The 19,034-nt window shown below is 47.1% G+C and carries 21 protein-coding genes and 1 riboswitch; all 21 genes read left to right on the top strand.

What is annotated here, in order from left to right:
- Nucleotides 1-13 precede the first annotated feature (13 nt).
- The 21 genes from A8805_RS04030 (at nucleotide 14) to A8805_RS03935 (ending at nucleotide 19,002) form a co-directional block, all read left to right on the top strand.
- Nucleotides 14-280 (top strand): helix-turn-helix domain-containing protein, encoded by a 267-nt coding sequence (locus A8805_RS04030; protein ID WP_018213963.1) that lies wholly within the window; start codon nucleotides 14-16, stop codon nucleotides 278-280.
- Nucleotides 281-539: 259 nt separating this feature from the next.
- Nucleotides 540-869: a helix-turn-helix domain-containing protein gene (locus tag A8805_RS04025; RefSeq protein ID WP_018213962.1), complete on the top strand. Its 330-nt coding sequence runs from the start codon at nucleotides 540-542 to the stop codon at nucleotides 867-869.
- A 140-nt stretch (nucleotides 870-1,009) separates the two neighbouring features.
- On the top strand, nucleotides 1,010-1,192 hold the full coding sequence (locus tag A8805_RS04020) for a hypothetical protein (protein WP_018213961.1): 183 nt from the start codon (nucleotides 1,010-1,012) through the stop codon (nucleotides 1,190-1,192).
- A gap of 318 nt (nucleotides 1,193-1,510) precedes the next feature.
- Nucleotides 1,511-1,867, top strand: coding sequence for an ArsR/SmtB family transcription factor (locus tag A8805_RS04015; RefSeq protein WP_018213960.1), 357 nt, complete (start codon nucleotides 1,511-1,513; stop codon nucleotides 1,865-1,867).
- A gap of 26 nt (nucleotides 1,868-1,893) precedes the next feature.
- A complete protein-coding gene (locus tag A8805_RS04010) occupies nucleotides 1,894-2,115 on the top strand; it encodes a cation transporter (protein WP_026184153.1) in 222 nt (73 codons plus the stop codon).
- 158 nt (nucleotides 2,116-2,273) lie between these two features.
- Nucleotides 2,274-4,124 (top strand): heavy metal translocating P-type ATPase, encoded by a 1,851-nt coding sequence (locus A8805_RS04005; protein WP_109708931.1) that lies wholly within the window; start codon nucleotides 2,274-2,276, stop codon nucleotides 4,122-4,124.
- 367 nt (nucleotides 4,125-4,491) lie between these two features.
- A riboswitch (cyclic di-GMP riboswitch) is annotated at nucleotides 4,492-4,580 on the top strand.
- 417 nt (nucleotides 4,581-4,997) lie between these two features.
- Nucleotides 4,998-5,417, top strand: a complete 420-nt coding sequence (locus A8805_RS04000; protein WP_018213959.1) for a sigma-70 family RNA polymerase sigma factor — start codon at nucleotides 4,998-5,000, stop codon at nucleotides 5,415-5,417.
- Nucleotides 5,418-6,045: 628 nt separating this feature from the next.
- The gene (locus A8805_RS03995) at nucleotides 6,046-6,477 is read left to right on the top strand and encodes a type II toxin-antitoxin system PemK/MazF family toxin (RefSeq protein ID WP_334294039.1); all 432 of its coding nucleotides are present in this window, start codon (nucleotides 6,046-6,048) and stop codon (nucleotides 6,475-6,477) included.
- Entirely contained in the window at nucleotides 6,452-6,610 is a 159-nt protein-coding gene (locus tag A8805_RS22005) for a hypothetical protein (RefSeq protein ID WP_181392732.1), read from the top strand. The genes A8805_RS03995 and A8805_RS22005 overlap by 26 nt, the downstream gene beginning before the upstream one ends.
- A gap of 92 nt (nucleotides 6,611-6,702) precedes the next feature.
- The gene (locus A8805_RS03990) at nucleotides 6,703-8,283 is read left to right on the top strand and encodes a recombinase family protein (protein ID WP_018213955.1); all 1,581 of its coding nucleotides are present in this window, start codon (nucleotides 6,703-6,705) and stop codon (nucleotides 8,281-8,283) included.
- Nucleotide 8,284: 1 nt separating this feature from the next.
- The gene (locus A8805_RS03985) at nucleotides 8,285-9,172 is read left to right on the top strand and encodes a recombinase family protein (RefSeq protein WP_109708929.1); all 888 of its coding nucleotides are present in this window, start codon (nucleotides 8,285-8,287) and stop codon (nucleotides 9,170-9,172) included.
- A complete protein-coding gene (locus A8805_RS03980) occupies nucleotides 9,154-10,773 on the top strand; it encodes a recombinase family protein (protein WP_109708928.1) in 1,620 nt (539 codons plus the stop codon). The genes A8805_RS03985 and A8805_RS03980 overlap by 19 nt, the downstream gene beginning before the upstream one ends.
- Before the next feature lie 99 nt (nucleotides 10,774-10,872).
- A complete protein-coding gene (locus A8805_RS03975; protein ID WP_018213952.1) occupies nucleotides 10,873-11,154 on the top strand; it encodes a DUF4314 domain-containing protein in 282 nt (93 codons plus the stop codon).
- A gap of 14 nt (nucleotides 11,155-11,168) precedes the next feature.
- The gene (locus A8805_RS03970; RefSeq protein ID WP_242992264.1) at nucleotides 11,169-11,540 is read left to right on the top strand and encodes a hypothetical protein; all 372 of its coding nucleotides are present in this window, start codon (nucleotides 11,169-11,171) and stop codon (nucleotides 11,538-11,540) included.
- Between the two features lie 84 nt (nucleotides 11,541-11,624).
- The gene (locus A8805_RS03965; RefSeq protein ID WP_051085487.1) at nucleotides 11,625-12,491 is read left to right on the top strand and encodes a DUF1016 N-terminal domain-containing protein; all 867 of its coding nucleotides are present in this window, start codon (nucleotides 11,625-11,627) and stop codon (nucleotides 12,489-12,491) included.
- A gap of 498 nt (nucleotides 12,492-12,989) precedes the next feature.
- Entirely contained in the window at nucleotides 12,990-13,940 is a 951-nt protein-coding gene (locus A8805_RS03960; protein WP_109708926.1) for an ABC transporter ATP-binding protein, read from the top strand.
- Entirely contained in the window at nucleotides 13,941-15,563 is a 1,623-nt protein-coding gene (locus A8805_RS03955; RefSeq protein WP_109708925.1) for an ABC transporter permease, read from the top strand.
- Nucleotides 15,563-16,537, top strand: coding sequence for a sensor histidine kinase (locus A8805_RS03950; RefSeq protein WP_109708924.1), 975 nt, complete (start codon nucleotides 15,563-15,565; stop codon nucleotides 16,535-16,537). Before A8805_RS03955 ends, A8805_RS03950 begins: the two co-directional genes overlap by 1 nt.
- Nucleotides 16,537-17,142: a response regulator transcription factor gene (locus A8805_RS03945; protein WP_109708923.1), complete on the top strand. Its 606-nt coding sequence runs from the start codon at nucleotides 16,537-16,539 to the stop codon at nucleotides 17,140-17,142. The genes A8805_RS03950 and A8805_RS03945 overlap by 1 nt, the downstream gene beginning before the upstream one ends.
- 147 nt (nucleotides 17,143-17,289) lie before the next feature.
- Nucleotides 17,290-17,823, top strand: a complete 534-nt coding sequence (locus tag A8805_RS03940; RefSeq protein WP_109708922.1) for a GNAT family N-acetyltransferase — start codon at nucleotides 17,290-17,292, stop codon at nucleotides 17,821-17,823.
- A gap of 180 nt (nucleotides 17,824-18,003) precedes the next feature.
- A complete protein-coding gene (locus A8805_RS03935) occupies nucleotides 18,004-19,002 on the top strand; it encodes a linear amide C-N hydrolase (RefSeq protein WP_109708921.1) in 999 nt (332 codons plus the stop codon).
- Nucleotides 19,003-19,034 lie beyond the last annotated feature (32 nt).

The following is a 19,034-nucleotide window of genomic DNA, read 5'->3' as shown; positions in this document are numbered from 1 at the left end:
GAGCCGATGAACCATGAGCTACTTTAACCACATTTATTCTGCCCCGCCCGATGAGCTCCCCCATCGGGCGAGGGCGGTTTATATTTACCTCCGTGACCGTGCGGGAAAAGGTTCGGATTGCTGGCCTGCGGTCAAGACCATAGCCGCCGACTTGCAGCTCTCCCGCAGCACCGTCAAGCGCGCCCTGAATGATTTGGTGAAGGAAGGGCTTATTGAAAAGGAATCTCGCTACCGGGAGAATGGCAGCAATACCAGCAACCGGCTGATTCTGAAAAAATAGCCCAACTGTAAAAAAGGCGAAAAGACGGATTTCCCGCCAAGGGGATACTCCGTCTGCGAGCTGAACCGAGGTGCGGTTCATGATGGACCCACCAGAACCTCTCACTCTAAGAATATTTATTACAGAAAAAGAACAAACTTATTGTAGGGTTATAGCATATATAAAAATATGCTATTGCTCGCTATTAAAAAAAACAACATCGGAGTAATATAATAACATATATTCTTGTAGTGTATTGCCCACGGTCGGAGGTGAGAAGATGGATCGAAAGGCACTTGGTATGCGATTGGCCGCCGTGAGAAAAGAGTCCGATTATACCTCGGAAAGACTGGCTCAGGAGTGCGATATCAGCGCCGTATATATCAGGCAGATTGAGGCTGGGAAATATCAGCCCAGCATTTCAACACTGATTAAATTCGGGAATGTCCTTCACCGCTCCCTTGATTATTTTGTGCAGGACAGCATAGAGTGGAATGAGCTGAATACACTGACTGGAATTGCTGAAAAGTGTAAGCACCTAAATCCTGAACAGATCAAAATGGTGGAGCGGATGATAGACGCAATGTATGAGCCTGAAAAGAAATCCTGACAAGGTAGAAAAAGAATCTCAGTGATGAGGTTCTTTTTTTCTGTTCGATGAAGTGTCGGTTCTTTCCCCTTGCTATTCGTAAGGTTGTAGAATATATTTGTATATGCTATATACCTACAAAAAGCAAGGAGAAGATGATCATGACAACAAAAGAAAAAACCAAGCTGATTAAACAGGCAGGAAAGCTCTATACCCTGGGATTGACCGTGGAAAAGCGCAGAGAAAAGCTGCGGCGGTTGGCAGAGAGAAACATACCCTACGATTCGCCGCAGATGGAAGCAGTTAGAACAGGAGCATTTAAAATACAGATCACAGTTTTATGAAAAAGGATGATGATCAATTAGTACATTCGCGGAGGTAAAAGGGACAAAGGCAATAGCAGCTTGAACAAAGTAAAGGCCTATGTCTATAGACAGAGCAGCTATATGCGCCCCGACAAAACTTGCTCAAAGACAGTGCTGCGATAATCCCGTTTTGCTGCGCCTATCCCGAAGCAAAACTTCTGGACAGATGGTGAAGATTCAAGGTTTATAAAAAATAACCAAATTTCAAATTATCATTGACAATTGAGTATTGACTCAATTATAATAAGAATATAGTTGAGTCAATACTCAATTAAGATTTCGAAGGGAGGGTTATTTATGTCTGTCAGAAGCGATGTTTGCGATTGTGATGTTATACATGAAGAAATCGTAAACGCAGTTAAAATAAAAATGCTTTCAGATGACACTTTTAATACTTTGACAAAATTTTTGAAAGTCGTGGGGGATAGCACAAGGGTTAGAATTTTATGGGCATTAGATGCCAATGAAATGTGTGTCTGTGACTTAGCTGTTTTGCTTGGCATGACAAAATCTGCTATATCACATCAGTTACGCACATTGAGAAGAGAAAATCTTGTAAAATTCAGGAAAGACGGCAAGATTGCTTATTATTCTCTCACAGATGATCATGTGAAAATCGTTTTGGAACAAAGCATAAGCCATGTAACAGAATAAAATTTAATTACAGGAGGAAAACTACGATGAAAAAGTCATTCAGATTGGAAGGGTTGGACTGCGCGAACTGCGCGGCGAAAATCGAAAAGGAAGTCAAGGCGTTGGACGGTGTAACGGACGTAACAGTAAACGCTATGACGGCTAAGATGGTTCTTGAGGCTGACGACGGGAAAATGGACGAAATTATTAAGACCGCCGAAAAAATCGTCAAGAAGCATGAACCTCATGTTGTCATGAAAAAGGCGTAACACTCACGACCAAGCATTTCCGGCTTTTGGCATAACGCAACGAGTCGTTATGCCAAAAGCAAAGGTATTTCAGAGAACTAAATTTTTTTGCATTAACAGTTGAGTGCATGCTCAAATCATGCTCGTCCCCTTATCTAAGGAGGAGAAAGGAGTTCAACATGAACAAGAAACTTGTAAAAATTATCATAGCCGCAGTCATTTTTGCAATCGGGCTGCTGGTTAAAACAGACATCCTTTGGCTTAAATCCGCTATCTTTATTGCCAGCTATATCGTAGTCGGAACCGATGTAGTGGTAAAGGCTATCAAGAATATCTTTCAAGGCCAGGTTTTTCAGGAAAGCTTTTTAATGACTGTAGCGACCGTTGGCGCGCTTATTATTGGGGAATATCCCGAAGCTGTTGCCGTTATGCTGTTTTATCAGGTTGGCGAGTATTTTCAAAGCTATGCCGTTGCTAAGTCCCGGAAGTCTATCGCAAGCCTGATGGATATACGCCCCGATTACGCAAATGTGAAAAAGGGCGACGAATTGATCAAGACCGACCCGGACGAGGTGGCGATTGGCGATACTATCGTTGTCCGCGCAGGTGAAAGAATCCCGTTGGATGGCAAAGTGCTGGACGGCAATTCAATGATCGACACCTCTGCGCTGACCGGAGAATCCGTTCCGCGCGAAGCCGGCGTCGGCTCGGATGTTTTAAGCGGCTGTATCAATGTGAACGGTGTTCTGACGATTGAGGTCACAAAAGAATTTGGCGAATCGACTGTCAGTAAAATACTTGACCTCGTTGAAAACGCCAGCAGCAAAAAGGCAAACACCGAAAACTTCATTACAAAATTTGCGCGGGTTTATACCCCAATCGTTATGGCTGCCGCGCTTCTAATTGCGATCATCCCGCCGCTGGTAATATCCGACGCTACCTTTGGCGACTGGATATACAGGGCATTGACATTCTTGGTTGTTTCCTGCCCATGCGCGTTGGTTGTTTCCATACCGCTCTCCTTCTTTGGCGGCATTGGCGGTGCGTCAAGGCGCGGTGTTCTTGTCAAAGGCAGTAACTATTTGGAAGCATTGGCGCAGACTGAAATCGTTGTGTTTGACAAAACAGGAACCCTTACAAAAGGTGTGTTCAAGGTTCAAAAGATAAACGCTGTCGGCATTTCCGAAGAAGAATTGCTGGAGCTTACCGCTTATGTTGAGAGTTATTCCAATCATCCCATTTCGCTCTCGTTGAAAGCGGCCTACGGGAAAGATATCGACAATGAAAAAATTATTGATGTTGAGGAAATCGCGGGCCACGGCGTCAGCGCAACGGTTCATGGCCGTAAAGTTTTTGCCGGTAACGTCAAGTTAATGCAAAAAATCGGTGTTGAATATTCGCGGGATGAGATTATAGGAACAACCGTACACGTTGCCATTGACGGTCAATATGCCGGATATATCGTAATTGCCGATGAGGTTAAGGAAGATGCGGCAGAAGCGATAAGGCTGCTCAAAAAAGCAAACATCCATCAGACTGTGATGCTGACGGGCGATGCGAAAAGCGTGGGTGAGAAGGTCGGCAAAGAATTAGGGCTGGATAAGGTCTACACAGAACTGCTTCCCGGAGATAAAGTGGAAAAGGTGGAGGAACTGCTGGCGCAGGCGAAAAAATCGGCAAATGGAAAGCTGGCTTTTGTAGGCGACGGCATTAACGACGCGCCTGTTTTAGCCCGTGCCGACATAGGCATTGCGATGGGCGGATTGGGTTCCGACGCGGCCATCGAAGCCGCCGACGTCGTAATTATGACCGACGAGCCGTCCAAGCTGGCAACAGCAATGAAGATATCTCAGAAGACGCTCCGAATCGCAAAGCAAAACATATGGCTTGCTTTGTCGATAAAATCCATTGTGCTTGTACTCAGCGCGGTTGGGATCGCTACTATGTGGGAAGCCGTGTTTGCGGATGTTGGCGTGACGATCATTGCAGTGCTGAACTCCTTCCGCGCGTTGAATACAAAGAATTTATAATCAGGACGAAAGCCTGTTAAATGGAGGGCGAGGACAAAACAAAACGGTTCGCTGTCACGCTGGACAGCAGACAACAACATACTTTCGCAGCATCCGGCGGGTATTCGTGCAGATGGTAGTGCGCTTGTAGGTGTTTCAGACGCTGATCGCCGAACATCAGTACCTGGCGATATTACTCCGGCAACAAAGCACTGACGGGCTAGCAGGACATCGGCAGTGAAACCAGCAAAAAACGGTATTACTTTGACGCAAACGCCGTGATGATATCCGGCAAGTGGCTTCTGAGCGAAGGTAAGTGGTATTAAATCGATAGTTATGAGGTGGATGAAAAAGGCGTAAGAACAACAAAGTAAGAACAACAAATAAATAAAGCCAAGGGCAAACCCGCTGAAAACCGGGGGCGCAAAGCCGAGGGTCTAAGACGTTTTGGAACGTTATGATAGCCTGGCTGCCAAAAACCGCGCAGGGCGTGCCCTCTCCAACAGAGGGCACGCCCTTGCTCCCTTTTACGGCTTTTGACGGATTATTTGGATATCGGGATACCGGCTTTCGCCTGCCACGGAAGAAAGAGGTATCTCTATGAGTAATAACAGCTACCCTCCCGCACGGAGGTGTAGATAAAGACGGCGCAATCTATCTATTCCTTACTCTACATACACAATTTCATAAGTCTACTTTAAAAAAGTCAGTATTTTGCCAAGGGCAATCTACTGACTTTTTTTATTCGACAAGAAAACCGCTACAGCGACGTGAATTTACAGAATTTAACAATCTGTTTTTATATATAACAGCTATCGTTCCACGCTGCCGTTCCCCTCCGCTTCTGACATTTTGACTCACCATCAAAATTTCAGAAAACGGAGGACAAGCCATATGGCAGAGAAAAAAGAGTATCGAATCAAGGTGCAGGGTCAGCTTGTACCGGTTAGTGAAGAAGTCTATTTTACCTATCACCGCATGAAGCGTCGTGAAACCTATCTGGAGGAAAGGGATACGGCAAACGGCGTCTTTTATTACAGTGCCATGGATACGGCGGAAACTACAGGTGAGGATGGGATTCCGGACCTTGTCTCTCCCCGTGTGGAGGATGTGGTCATGGACAAGCTCATAACGGAAGAGCTCCACAGGTGCCTCGCACAGCTTTCTAAGGAGGAACAGGCTTTAATCTTTGCCCTGTACTTTCAAGGAAAATCTCAGTCGGAATTGGAGCGGGAAACCGGTATCAAGCAACAAACTATCAGCTACCGTGAACGACAGATTCGGCTGAAGCTCAAAAAAATGATAGAAAAGTAAAAATATTTTTTGTAGACCCCCTCACGAAATCGGCTTAGTAGTGAGGGGGTTTTTCTATTCACCCTCATTGCTCTTTGAAAATTTCATATCCGACGACCTGAATACGTTAGCTGACGGACCCCAAAAGGGAAAGCGACTTCGGAGGATGCGCCAAGACCACCTGTAGGACGGCGATGAGAACATGAAAGCGACCATATTCCTTTTATTCTGTTCATGGTTTCTCATTTTCCAACCTATCAAAGACGGCCAAATAAGGTGCAGAGCGGTACCCATCCGACCGAAAAGCGGGCTGTGGCAGCCTGTCTCGCAATGATCCCGTCAGCCTATATTGATACTTCTGTCCAGTCACAGCCCCCCCTTGACCGGGGGACCACGCAATGAGGGCAGCCAGCGGAGATCCCGGTGGAGGTGAGATTCCTATGATGCGGTGAAGCCAGCCGCAGTTCAGGCCGTCGCCTTTTGAGTCCTGCGCAGCAGGATTCTGGTGCTTGGGGAGTAGTGTCAAATTAAGCACAGCAAGAAATCTTAATGTCAGAAGCAATGGGGATCGCCCTGCCTGCGGAGGCTCTCACAGCGAAGCAGATCATACAGGGCGGTCCCTATTTTTGTGCCATTAAGAAACCAAATAATGTCAAACAAGGGAGGTGCAAATTTGAACGCTAACATGCAAACCATCAGCCGAGGCGATATTTTTTATGCCGATTTAAGCCCCGTTATCGGCTCGGAACAAGGGGGCATCCGTCCCGTACTTATCCTGCAAAACGATGTAGGCAACCGCCATAGCCCCACCACCATCGTCTGCGCCATCACTGGCAAGCCCAAAAAGCCTCTGCCCACCCACACGGCCATCGCAGGAACAGGCGGATTATCCAGAGAGTCATTTGCACTTCTGGAGCAGATACGCACCATCGACCGGGTAAGGCTCAAGGAACGGATTGGCAGGCTGGATATGCGGGAAATGAAAAAAATTGACGAAGCACTGGCAATCAGCGTCGGACTTAAACCGGCGTTTTTTTATGAGGGAGGAATACACCATGACACATTCACAGGTATCCGATAATCTGATGTACGCTGCCGCCCTGCAGCAGCTCGCACGGCTTGCAGCCGTCAAGGGCATGACGGACAAGGAACTTGAACAGGTTAAAAAAGACTTGGAACGCAGGCTGCGCCCCACCATCATCGCGCTCTGCTGAGTCCCGGAATTGTTTTCTGAATATTATCAACTATTCAGTAGCTATATGCCCGGAGGTGTGGTAGTGTATGTCGTTGAAAGGAGGGAAAAAAGATGTATCAATCCAATTCAACATCGGCGGTAGCGCCGAAAATCACATTGATACAGGCGAGAAAGCCGGAAATTGCAAAGCTCCGTGTGGCGGCATACGCCCGTGTGAGCAGCGATTCAGAGGATCAGCAGAACTCCTACATCGCACAGGTGGATTATTACACCCGGCACATCGCCGCACAGGACAGCTGGGAGTTGGCGGACATTTATGCCGACGAGGGAATTTCCGGCCTTGTGGCAAGCAAGCGGGATGAATTCAACCGCATGATTCAGGATTGCCGGGACGGAAAGATCGACCGCGTCCTCGTCAAATCCATCTCCCGCTTCGCAAGAAACACCAAAGAATATATCCAGTATGTGCGGGAGCTTCTTCGGCTGGGCATCTCTATCCACTTTGAAAAGGAGAACATCGACACCGGCAAAATGACGTCGGAGCAGATCGCCACCATTTACGGCGCTTTTTCACAGATGGAGTCACAGAACCACTCAAACAATATGCGGATCAGCGTCCGCATCCGTATGGAAAAAGGCGACTACCTCTCGCCGTCCGAGCCTTACGGCTACAGGCTGGAGGGGCGCACCCTGATGATTATTCCCGAACAGGCCGAGGTGGTGCGCCGCATTTATGCCGCTTATCTCAGCGGTCAGGGAAAGGATGACATCGCAGACAAGCTGAACAAAGCAGGCATCCCCCGCACGAAAGGGCGAACCGTCTGGCACCCAAGCACAGTGGCATATATCCTCACCAACATCGCCTACACCGGAGATATGCTCTGGCAAAAGAGCTTCGCCACCAACGAAATCCCCTTCCGGCAAGTGCGCAACAAGGGCGAAAAGCCGAAATATTTTGTAGAGAACTGCCATGAGGCGATTATTTCCAAGGAGGACTTTCAGCGGGTACAGGCACTGATGGAAAGCCGACGGAGGCAGACAAACGGAACGGTTTCCTCCGCACTGCTGGCAAAGAAAATCCGCTGTGAAGGCTGTGGAACCCTGTTCCGCAGAAAAATCGTCAATAACAAGGTCTACTGGACTTGTCGGAGGCATGACCGTGACAAAGACCTTTGCCCCACCTCACAGATACCGGAGGAACAGATTGTCACGGCAATCCTCCGCATGTACCACAAGCTGAAACGGCATCGCGCGCAAATCCTGTCCCCAGTCTTATCTCAGCTGACCGAGCTTCGGGAAAAGGAGCTTCGCTCCAACCGCAGAATCAATGATATCGACAAGGAAATCGCCCAGCTCACCGAGCAGAATCTCGTTCTTGTTCGACTCAAGTCGAAGGGATACGTAGATTCTGCTCTTTATTTATCCCAAACCGGCGAAATTGACTTTAAGCTCCGGGAGCTGCGCCGTCAACGCCGCCGCATCATGGAGGCCAACGGCGAGGACAGTCAGATTAAAGCGACCCAAGCCATGCTGGATTATCTGGAGGACAGCCCCGAATATTTGGAGGCGCTCACGGAGGAAGTGTTTGAAACGCTGGTGGAGAGCATCTTCATCTCATCGGAAACAGCAATGAATATCAGCCTTCACAACGGTCTGATGCTGAAAGAAACCATGGAAAGGACGGTGCGGTAATATGGCATGGCAGAGAAAAATCCCCTTCGGGTACACCATGAAAAGGGGTGAGCTGCAGTGTTGTCCCACAGAATCAGCGGCGGTCAAAGAGATTTTCAGGCTTTATACTGACGGCATGGCCTACAGCAAAATTGCCGCCGAAATGATGCGCCGGGGGCTTCGCTACCACAGCCACACGGCCGAATGGAACAAGCACATGGTCAAGCGCATCCTCGAAAACGAACGCTATCTTGGGGAAAAGGAATATCCCCCCATCCTTGAGCCGGAAGCCTTTCTGCGTGCCCAGCTTATCAGGAGAGAAAAGAATGCCTATACACCCTGCCCGGACTATATCGGACCCATCCGTGAAAAAGCGGTCTGCGGCGTGTGCGGCGGCAGGATGCTCCGCGATACCAGAGCTGGGGGAAAGCCCCGCTGGTACTGCGAAAAGGAGGGCTGTACCAACCGCCGTTACATAGAGGACGAGGACATCCGCACAGCCCTATCCGATAGGCTGAATGTGCTGGCGCAGACCCCCAACCTCTTAGAATGGTTTCTGCCGCAAAATACAGAGGAGCCGACGCTGGAGGCGGTACGCATCCAGAACGAGGTCATCCGGGAGCTGAACAAAGCGGAGCCGGGACAGGAGTACACCAAAATGTTGATACTGGCCTGTGCCGCCGAGCAATACAGCGGACTGCCTGATTATATGCCTTACTATCAGATGCAGAGACTGAAGGAGAAAATCCTTACACAATCCATCAATGCGGAACTTCTCAGAGAGCTTTTCACAATCGCAGTGCAGGAAATCCAATTTACCGCCCACGGCAGTCTCCGCTTGCGACTCATCAACGGAAAAACCCTTGAAGCAGATGGAAAGGAGGATGCAAAGTGCCCGAAAGCGCAGTGAGAAAAGTCACGGTGATTCCCGCTGATCCCAAGCACAACCAAAAGGATATCCGCAAGCAGCGCCTGCGGGTAGCGCCTTACTGCCGCGTTTCCACCAGCTCCGAGGAACAGCTCGACAGCTATCAGGCGCAGATTGAATATTACACCGAAAAAATCGCCGCCCAGCAGGAGTGGACCATGGTGGATATGTTTGCGGACGAGGGCAAAACCGCAACCTCCACCAAAAAGCGCAAGGATTTCCTGCGGATGATCAAGGCCTGTGAAAAGGGCAAGGTGGATTTGATTATCACCAAATCGGTATCCCGGTTCTGCCGGAATACGCTGGACGGTCTGGATTATGTCCGCAGGCTCAAGCGGATGGGCGTGGGCGTCTTCTTTGAAAAGGAAAATGTCAACACCCTCTACATGGACAATGAAATGATTCTCACCTTTATGATGAGCCAGGCACAGGCCGAGAGCGAGTCCATGAGCGGCAACATCCGCTGGGGACACCGCAAAAATTTCAAGGACGGCAAGGTTTACTTTCACTATGCCGGATTTTTAGGCTATCGCCGGGGCGAGAACGATCTGCCTGAAATCGACCCGGAGGAAGCGGAAATCGTCCGCAGGATTTTTTCACGGTATCTGATTGGGCACAGCGTAGCCAAAATCATCGCAGACCTTGAGGCGGACGGCATCAAAACGGCGCGGGGGCATAAAAAGTGGAATGACGGCGTGATACGGGGGATGCTTCAAAACGAAAAATACATGGGGGACGCTCTGCTCCAGAAAACCTACATCGCAGACCTTTTTACTCGCCAGACTAAGAAGAACACCGGTGAGCTTCCCCAATACTACGTGGAGAACAGCCATCCCGCCATCATCGACCGGCTGACCTTTCAGCGGGTGCAGGAGGAAATGGCACGGCGATCCAGCCTGAAAAAAGTCAGTACCGCCGCCAAAACCGAGCTTGCCAAATACAGCGGCAAATATGTGCTGACCGAGCTGTTATCCTGCGGAAATTGCGGCAGTCCCTACCGCAGAGTGACATGGACCAGACCGGAGGGTAAAAAAATTGTCTGGCGGTGCATCAACCGTCTGGAGAATGGTAAGAAGTTCTGCAAGGACGCCCCCACGCTGGAGGAAAACAGGATTCACACTGCGGTGGTCAGTGCCATGAACGAAATGTTCAGCCAAAAGAGCTTGAAAGCAATTCTGCAGGACAGCATCCGAACAGCCCTTTTGCCGGGAAATGGCGAAACCAGCCTTGCAGCCATCGACAGCAGGCTTTCTCAACTGCGGGAACAGCAGTACCGGCTCCTTCAGCTTGCCGCCGCCGTGGGAGCGGATTCCACCCAATACGATGAGGACCTGAAGAAGGTCAGTATGGAATTCTCCGCACTGGTGGCAAAACGGAGCGAGCTGGAGAAAAATAAGCAGGATACCGAACAGGCGGACGAGCGTGCAGAGCAGCTTGCCGCCGAGCTGGAATCGGCGGACACCGGCATCACTGCCTTTGACGAGGTCACGGTGCGGCAGCTGATCAGCGCCATTACGGTACTCAGCGAAGAAAAACTGCTCATCCGTTTCAAGGACGGAACGGAGATTGAGCAGATCATATAAGGGCAACAGCAATCAGGTGCGGTGAAATATCCTGCACCTGATTTTCTATATCCCATAAGTAGCTGAACATAAATTCAAAGCATATCAGGAGGAATGAAAATGTTTTTCGATTACCAAAAAGCACAGCGGATGAAGGAGCGGTATCCCAGCGGAACCCGCATCCGACTCAATAGTATGGATGACCCCTATGCGCCCATTGCGCCGGGAACGGAAGGAACTGTAAATTTTGTAGATGACATCGGCACGCTTCACTGCACCTTTGACAATGGACGCACCCTCGGTGTCGTTCCCGGAGAGGACAGCTTCTCGGTGCTCTCGCGTCCAGCACCGTCTGAGCCGGAGGAAAGTCCCACTCCGCAGTTCGGCATGAGGATGGAATGAAAGGAGGATGCACCGTGAAACGGATTACGACAGATGAGCTTCGCACCATGACAGACCATGAGGGACTGATTCTTCAAGGCTTTGGCGGGGAGCTTTCAGAATGGGTAAACGGCATCAACGAGCTGCTGACACAGGAAAGAATTCTGCAAAACGGCGATACCTTCAAGGATGTTTTCGCTTTTGAGCATGACGGCTGCACCAATCTGCTGTTTTCTATGGAAAATGTGGATTTGCATATGGGAAAGCTCGCCATATGGCGTTTGCAGTCACACAGTGCTTTCGGCGGCACTTGGCTGAGTGATTATCTTCCCAACCGGCTGGGCGTTCATATGGATGAAGCAACTGCACAACAGGACGGCGGCCTTGAAATGAAACAAAGCTACTAACAATTCCAAGCATTTCACCGGCGGAGCTTGCTCTGCTGGGTACATAAAAAAACAGGCTCCCACGGAGCCGGAAAGGAGAAACCTATGAAAGCATTGAAAAAAAACAGTGCCCTGTATCTGGAACAGATTGCCTCTGCGGTAGCTGAATGCTATGAAAAAGATGAAAAGCCCTGCAATCGGGCACTGCTGGAGCTTTATACGAGGATCGGTCAATGTATCTGCCGTCAGGGAGAAAAAGCGTTTATTACGCATTTGTCTGAGATGCTCGCCGACCGGTTTCCATCGCTGAAAGGCTTCTCTCTTCGCAATCTCCGCAGGATGCGTGACTTTTACCGCACTTATGAAAACAGCCCGGCTCTTATGAGCAGGGCACAGTCCCTTGGCTGGACACAAAATGCCGTGATACTGGAGTGCTGTGAAACCGATGCGCAGCGTTCGTTTTATATTGACCTTGCGGTGGAACGGAACCTTTCCAAGCTGTCGCTCATGAATGCCATTCAGGAGGATGCCTTTGCCGAGACCCTCCATGCAGAAATTTGCTCCGAAAACGTGGAACCCAGCTGCGCCCCTGTAAGCGATAGCCGCATCGATGAAGCAGTAGACACCACCACATCAGTTGAAACGGCGTGTGAGCCGTTTGTGACAGCGTGTGAGCCTCCCCACCAAGGGGATACTCTGCTCCGAGGCACTGGCAGTGGCTACAGTGAAATTCTCACAATAATTCCAACCGGCAAAAGAATGAAAAATATGCGAAAACAGTCCATTTCATGCTGGCAGGCTTACCCGTTTCTGGAGCGCTCCGCTTCGCCAAAACCATTGGCGCAGAAACAAATCATCCATTTAAAGCCGCCGCCAGATATGGTTCAACCGAAGAAGCTCCCGCCGCCTTTCATCAGAAAACAGGGCAGGAATTATCAATGGCAAGTACATCGACCGAAAACAGCCGCATAATTATTTGAACACGGCCGTGAAGAGTCTGAGGATTTATGGCATCATAAAATTGGTCATTGCCTGCGGAGAATCTGATTTATTTTGAGAATTTGGCGCTCTCTTTGGAGAAAGATAAGAAATCTTTTTTCCACGGTGTCCACAGAAGTTTAGGTCAAAATAGAGGCACCTCGCTTTTTAATGAGAAAGCGGGGTGTTTTTTATTTTAGCTGGAATCAGTTGGGCTAACAAGTATATAAAGCCAATACCCCCTGAACTCTTCTTTTTCGACAGAGAAAACGTCGGTTTTGATTTTTAATTTTAAAACAGCGTCCTTGAAAATGCTAAGTTATTTGTTCTGTATTGTTCAATAAACTCATATTCTTCCGGCACGGCCTCATAAAAGAAGACTGCGCCGAGTGAATTTGACTGCTCCTGCAAACCGTGACAAATGTAACTACCTATTTTTTTATAATCCTTTTAAAATAATGTTATACTATAACATATCAGGAGGTAGATTATATGATAGCCACTATGGAAAATGTAGTCAAACGCTACGGCAACACGACTGCCCTTGACCACTTTAATTTAGACATATCCGAAGGCGAGATTCTCGGTCTGCTCGGTCCGAACGGGGCTGGGAAAACATCAGCGATCCGAATACTGTGCGGTCTGATTCCAGCGGACAGTGGCGGGGTGACTATGTTTGGCGAAACCCAAACTGTCACCAATTTGAGCACCAAGCGGCAAATGGGGCTTGTCACTCAAGAAATTACGGTGTTTACAGATTTAACCGCCATCGAAAACCTGCGCTATTTTGGCGGGCTGCACGGGCTTAAGGGGGCGGAGCTTTCCGCTAACGTAGAAGCCGTTTTGGATTTTGTGGGACTTACCGAATATGGCAAAAAGTATCCCGGCAAATTTTCCGGCGGAATGCAGCGGCGGCTGAATATAGCCTGCGCTTTGGTGCACAAACCTAAATTCCTTATTATGGATGAACCTACCGTTGGCATTGACCCTCAATCCCGCAATCATATATTAGAATCCGTAAAGAAAATAGCACGGCAAGGTACAACAGTGCTTTACACTTCGCACTATATGGAAGAAGTCCAAGCCATTTGCAGCCGTATATCCATTATGGATGCGGGGCGGGTAATAGCCGAAGGCACTTTGGATGAGCTTGTCAGCCGCATCCAGCACGAGGATAAAACCCTTTTCACCGCCGTAAGGTCGACCGAGACCTTGACGGAAGATTTACAGGCAATCGCCGGTATTAAGAGCGTAACGGTAAGGGGTAATGCCTATGAAATTATTTCATCGGCGGGCAGCGGCAGTCTGAATCGCATCATTGAAATCGCCCAGCGCCACGGCGGTGTAACGGATGTTTCCGTAGTAAAACCAACTTTGGAAGACGTGTTTTTAACGTTGACGGGCAAAAGCTTGCGTGATGGCGGCGAAAGCGGGGTGTTGTAAATGAAAGGTCTTATATTCAGGCACTATTTAATACGGTCTTTAACAGAGCCGGTAGGCATAGGGATTTTAACCGGGCTGCCTACATTGCTGATTATCATACTAAGTATGGTAATGACGGGGCAAATTCCGGATGATGTACCCTATATGTGGCAGGGTTACAATATGGTATCCACTCACATTGCGATTATGTTTATGGTCTCTTTCCAGTTCTTTGGCGGCAATGCGTTACTTGACTATATTCATGCGGATTTTAGGAGAGACATGCGCTGGCGCATGTTCTCCATGCCTGTCAAAACCAATGACTATGTGTTTGGAATATTGTCCGCCTGCTTCATCTATTGTATTGTGCAGGGTGCGCTGGTTATCGGTATAACCGCCATATTCCTGGATGTTTACTGGGGCAGCCCTTGGGTGCTGGTTGCCGTGCTGGCCGCCTGCGCGGGTATCTCGCAGCTTCTATATATGATGTTGTTTTTGCTGTTCCCCAAAAAGAGTACAGTGGAAGGCATCGCACAGGTGCTTGTATGGGTGATGATGTTCGCCAGTGGCTGGATTGGCTTCAACGCTGATGACCCCGGCAGCGGAACGGGGGCGGCATTCAATAATTTTATTACTCAATATGGTACACCAATTTCCCTTGCCAGAAACTCCATTACAAATTCCGGCTTTATCGGGGATAATATGAACAACGCTCTTTTGTGTTTAGGACTGCTTTATGCTCTCTTGTGTGTACTTGCTGTAGTAGTGGCTTTAATAGGCAAAAAGAAAGGCTTTTCCCCCACTGAAAATACCGCCTCTGTCTCAGCCGTTTCCGTTTCTGTAAAAGGGCTGAAAGAGGCAAAGACTAAAGCGAGTCCCAAAATCCATGACACCGCTGATATCACCAAGCAAAAGGATTTGATACTGGCTGCCCCATCCTCAGAGCACGGCGGACAGTTAACAGTTTTTAAATACGCTCTGCTTCGCTCCTTACGCAATCCATTATCACTGATACTAAACGCCGCTCTGCCGTTGGCGCTTATATTTATACCCGGCCTTTGGCAGGGTAAGGCGGCTATGGGTTTTTCTTTTATCGGCGTTGCTCTGATGTATGGCTCGTTTATGGCGGCGCGGGGTATCCTGAACGATAAACTGGACGGCACAATAACACGCATATTAACGTCCCCAATTACGTCGCTTCGGTATCTTTTACAAAACCTGCTGGCCGCCATGACGCCCCTGACGGTGCAGATTTTGGCAGTGGGGATTATCGGCGGCATGTTATATGAATGGGAAATCGGCTTTGCTTTATCGCTGATGCTGATCTATTTTCTTTTTGCCGCAGCTTCTGTGGCGTTCTCCTACGCCTGGAGTTGTCTTTTTAAGGAGAAGGAAATCAGTTATGCCATGTTTTCCGTGTTGATGTCCATTGTGGCAATGCTGGGCGGCTTCTTTATTCCTTTGGCAATCCTGCCTGATACGCTGCGCTTTATTGGAGCGTTGTTCCCGGCTTTTTGGGTGTCAAACGGCATACTTTACCTTCAGGAAGGTAACGCGATGGGAACCTACTGGATTTCCGTCGCTGCTATAGTGATGTTTTCTGTATTGTATATGATATTTGGCAGCAAAAGGAGAATCATATAGTGCAAACACCAAAAGTTCTGAATGTAATCTGTAAATTTATTGTTTTTGGCCTGTTGTTTGCAAGCTGGATAGAATCCGGCGAAGCAACAGGCTTTTTCCCTATTATGGTGCTGGCGATTATGACTGTACTTAGATATCGGTTTCCAAAATGGCGATACATAATCGTCATAGACTGCGTTTACTTAGGATTATTAGGACAATACCTTGCTTTAAGTATTTTTGTGGCATCGGAAATATTTTATAGAGCCTGGGAAGATGAACGGGCGCGGGGTCTGAAACTCCGGGATGTACAGGCCAACAGATTCTACGAACTGGAGCAATTACAAGGGGACTTGCTTACAGCAATGGCGCAGGTGGAACGAATGGCCGCGGTATCCGAACGGGCGCGAATCGCCGCTGAAATCCATGACAATGCCGGACATGAAATCATCGGAGCCTATATCTCGCTTCAAACGGTAAGAGAATTATTGTCTGAAAAAAATTCAGGGGATGTAAACGCGAACGCATTGGAACTGTATGATACGGCATTGAAACGATTGGACAACGGCGTAAACAAAATTCGGGAAGCCGTTCACAATTTGACCCCTGTAACTACATTAGGAGTTGAATCCTTACAGGAAACTTGCAGCCAATTCCCGATCTGTCAGGTGCAGTTTGCCACCTACGGTGATTTGTCTGCGATACCTATATATTGCTGGAACCTATTAGAAGCCTGCTTGAATGAAGCTCTTACCAATATAGTTCGTCATGCGGACGCAAAAAAGGTAAAAGTAGATTTAGACGCTACGCCGAATATTGTCCGGCTTTATATCGAGAACGACGGAGCAAAATCCAAGATCAGAGGAGTTGGAATCGGCCTGCGCAACCTGCGTCACCGAGCCTCCGCATTAGGCGGAAATATATCTGTCGACGCGGGTGACATTTTCAAAGTTATATGTGTGATACCCGTTCGCAATAATCGAGGAGAACTTTAATGAAATTATTGATTGTTGATGATGATAATTTAATATTGAAAAGTCTTTCGCTTGCGCTTTCTCGCGAGAATGACATTGAACTAGTCGGCTGTGCTGCTGACGGTGCGGAAGCCTTAAAAGTATGCGGAGAACAGACACCCGACATTGTGCTTATGGATATTCGTATGCCGGGCGTTGACGGTATTGCCGCCACGCGGTTGATAAAGCAGCGGTATCCAAATACGCGTGTGATGATGCTGACCACTTTCGACGACAAGCCAAATATACAACAGGCCTTATCTGCCGGTGCGGACAGCTATTTAATCAAGACTGATAGAATATCAGATATAGCGGGAAAACTGCGGACTATGATGGACGGCGCGGGCGTATTGAGTGCCAGCGCATTGAAAAAACTAACGCTGACGGAGAATCCTGCCCTCCGGCAGCTCACTCAAAGAGAGAAGGATATCGCACGCCTTGTAGCGCAGGGGCTTACCAATAAAGAAATCGCGGCACAGCTATTTCTTAGCGAAGGGACGGTGCGCAATAATATTGTCGTTATCATGGAAAAGTTGTGCGTAACGAACCGTACACAGTTGGGTATGGCGTATTATATGGAGAGATAACAGCGCTTTAACCGCTAAGGTGATGTTATGTCTTTCTTTGTATTTAAAAGCGTGATATAATTCATATAATATTATTATATTATAAATATTGAGAGTATAAATCTTTACTTGTGATGTGGAACACTTCTGAGCGGGGATGATAAAAATATGGATTTAAGAGTTGAAAAAATTGCAAAAAGCAATAGAAAAGAAATAAAGGATATTTATACAGCTTCTTTTCCTAAGGAAGATAGAATGCCTTTTGGTATGATGCTTATAATGTCTTATTTATGGAATACCGAATTTTTATCTTTTTATGACGAAGAAACATTATGTGGCTTTGTTTATATGGCAAAAATCAGAAAACTAACATTTATAATGTTTCTTGCAATTGCTGAAAATCTTCGCTCAAAAGGATATGGCAGCTGTATATTAAATAAAATTCAGTCAATGCATGCCAATAATAAAATAGTTATATCTATTGAACCATGCGATAAAGATGCAGATGATATCGAACAAAGATTAAGACGCAAAAAATTCTATACTGACAACGGATATGCAGAAACAGGATATTTTATCAAACTGGGAGGTAAAAAACAGGAGATAATTATAAAAAACGGGACGTTTGATAAACGAGAATTTATGCTATTCTTTATGCAATACAGTAATTTCACACTGATACCGAAAATATGGAAAATTTAGCCGCGAAGAAACATTTGCTGAACACAGAAACTGTGGATATTTATAAGCTTAATCTCCCTGCATCTATTTTGTATTAATTTCCCTAAATCATATGTTCCTGTGTAAACATTCATATTATTCTTTTTCTTCTTAATCTTCATATACATATTCTATATAAAAGTTTTTAATGGAGAATAGATAATGTGCACCTCAATAACAATGAAAACACTGCAAAATAAAAGTTTTTTGGGAAGAAATATGGATTTCTCTCATGATATTGATCCTCATCTTTTTATAGTACCACGGCAATATATATGGAAAAGCGCTGCAGATATGAGAAAAATAACAACAAGGTATAAATTTATTGGCATTGGGCAGCAGCTTGAGGGGCTTTTATCATTCTTTGACGGTGTAAATGAAACAGGTTTCGCTGCAGCCGCTCTTTATTTCAGCGGTTGTGCAAAATATGATTCACTTTACCAAGGCACACAAAAAATTCAGCTTGCCGCTTTTGATTTTCTGAAATATATACTTGGAAGATGTTCAACAGTGTCTGATGTAAAGCAAGCTGTTAAGGAAGTGAGCCTTATTGGTAAAGCCGATCCCGTAACTAAAACCTCCGCACCGCTTCATTGGATTGCGGCGGAAAAAAGTGGAAGATGCGTGGTTATTGAGAAAACCGAAAAGGGATTTAACGTTTTTGAAAATCAAATTGGAGTACTTGCAAATGCACCAGATTTTTCTTGGCACATGACAAATCTTAATAATTATACAAATGTCACTTCTATCCAATGTGAAAACACTCACTGGGGAGAAGTGAAGCTTTCTGCACCCAGCCAAGCCGGAGGAACCCTTGGACTTCCCGGAGGGTTTGCGTCACCTGAAAGATTTGTGCGCACAGCATTTATTAAAAAACACACATACACACCCCCAGATGATAATTCCGCCGTAGGGCTTTGTTTCCAGTGTCTTAAAAGCGTAAGTATACCTAAGGGTGTTATAATGACAGGGCGCGATACATCAGATTTCACATTGTACACGGCTTTTATGAACCAGGAAAAAGGGGACTATTTTGTGAATACCCATACAAACCAGCAAATTTATAAGGCATCCATCAATGATGGAAAATCTAATCAATGGAATCAAAAGCTTATCGATCTCGGCTCAATATTTAGGCCTGTAGAGTTTCTACCAATTTAACATTGAAATCTAACAGTCACCCCAAAAGGATA

It is taken from the genome of Faecalicatena contorta (assembly GCF_003149105.1).
Classification (GTDB): domain Bacteria; phylum Bacillota; class Clostridia; order Lachnospirales; family Lachnospiraceae; genus Muricomes; species Muricomes contortus_C.
Note: the sequence above shows the minus strand (reverse complement) of the source record. Positions and strands in the feature narration are given on the sequence as shown.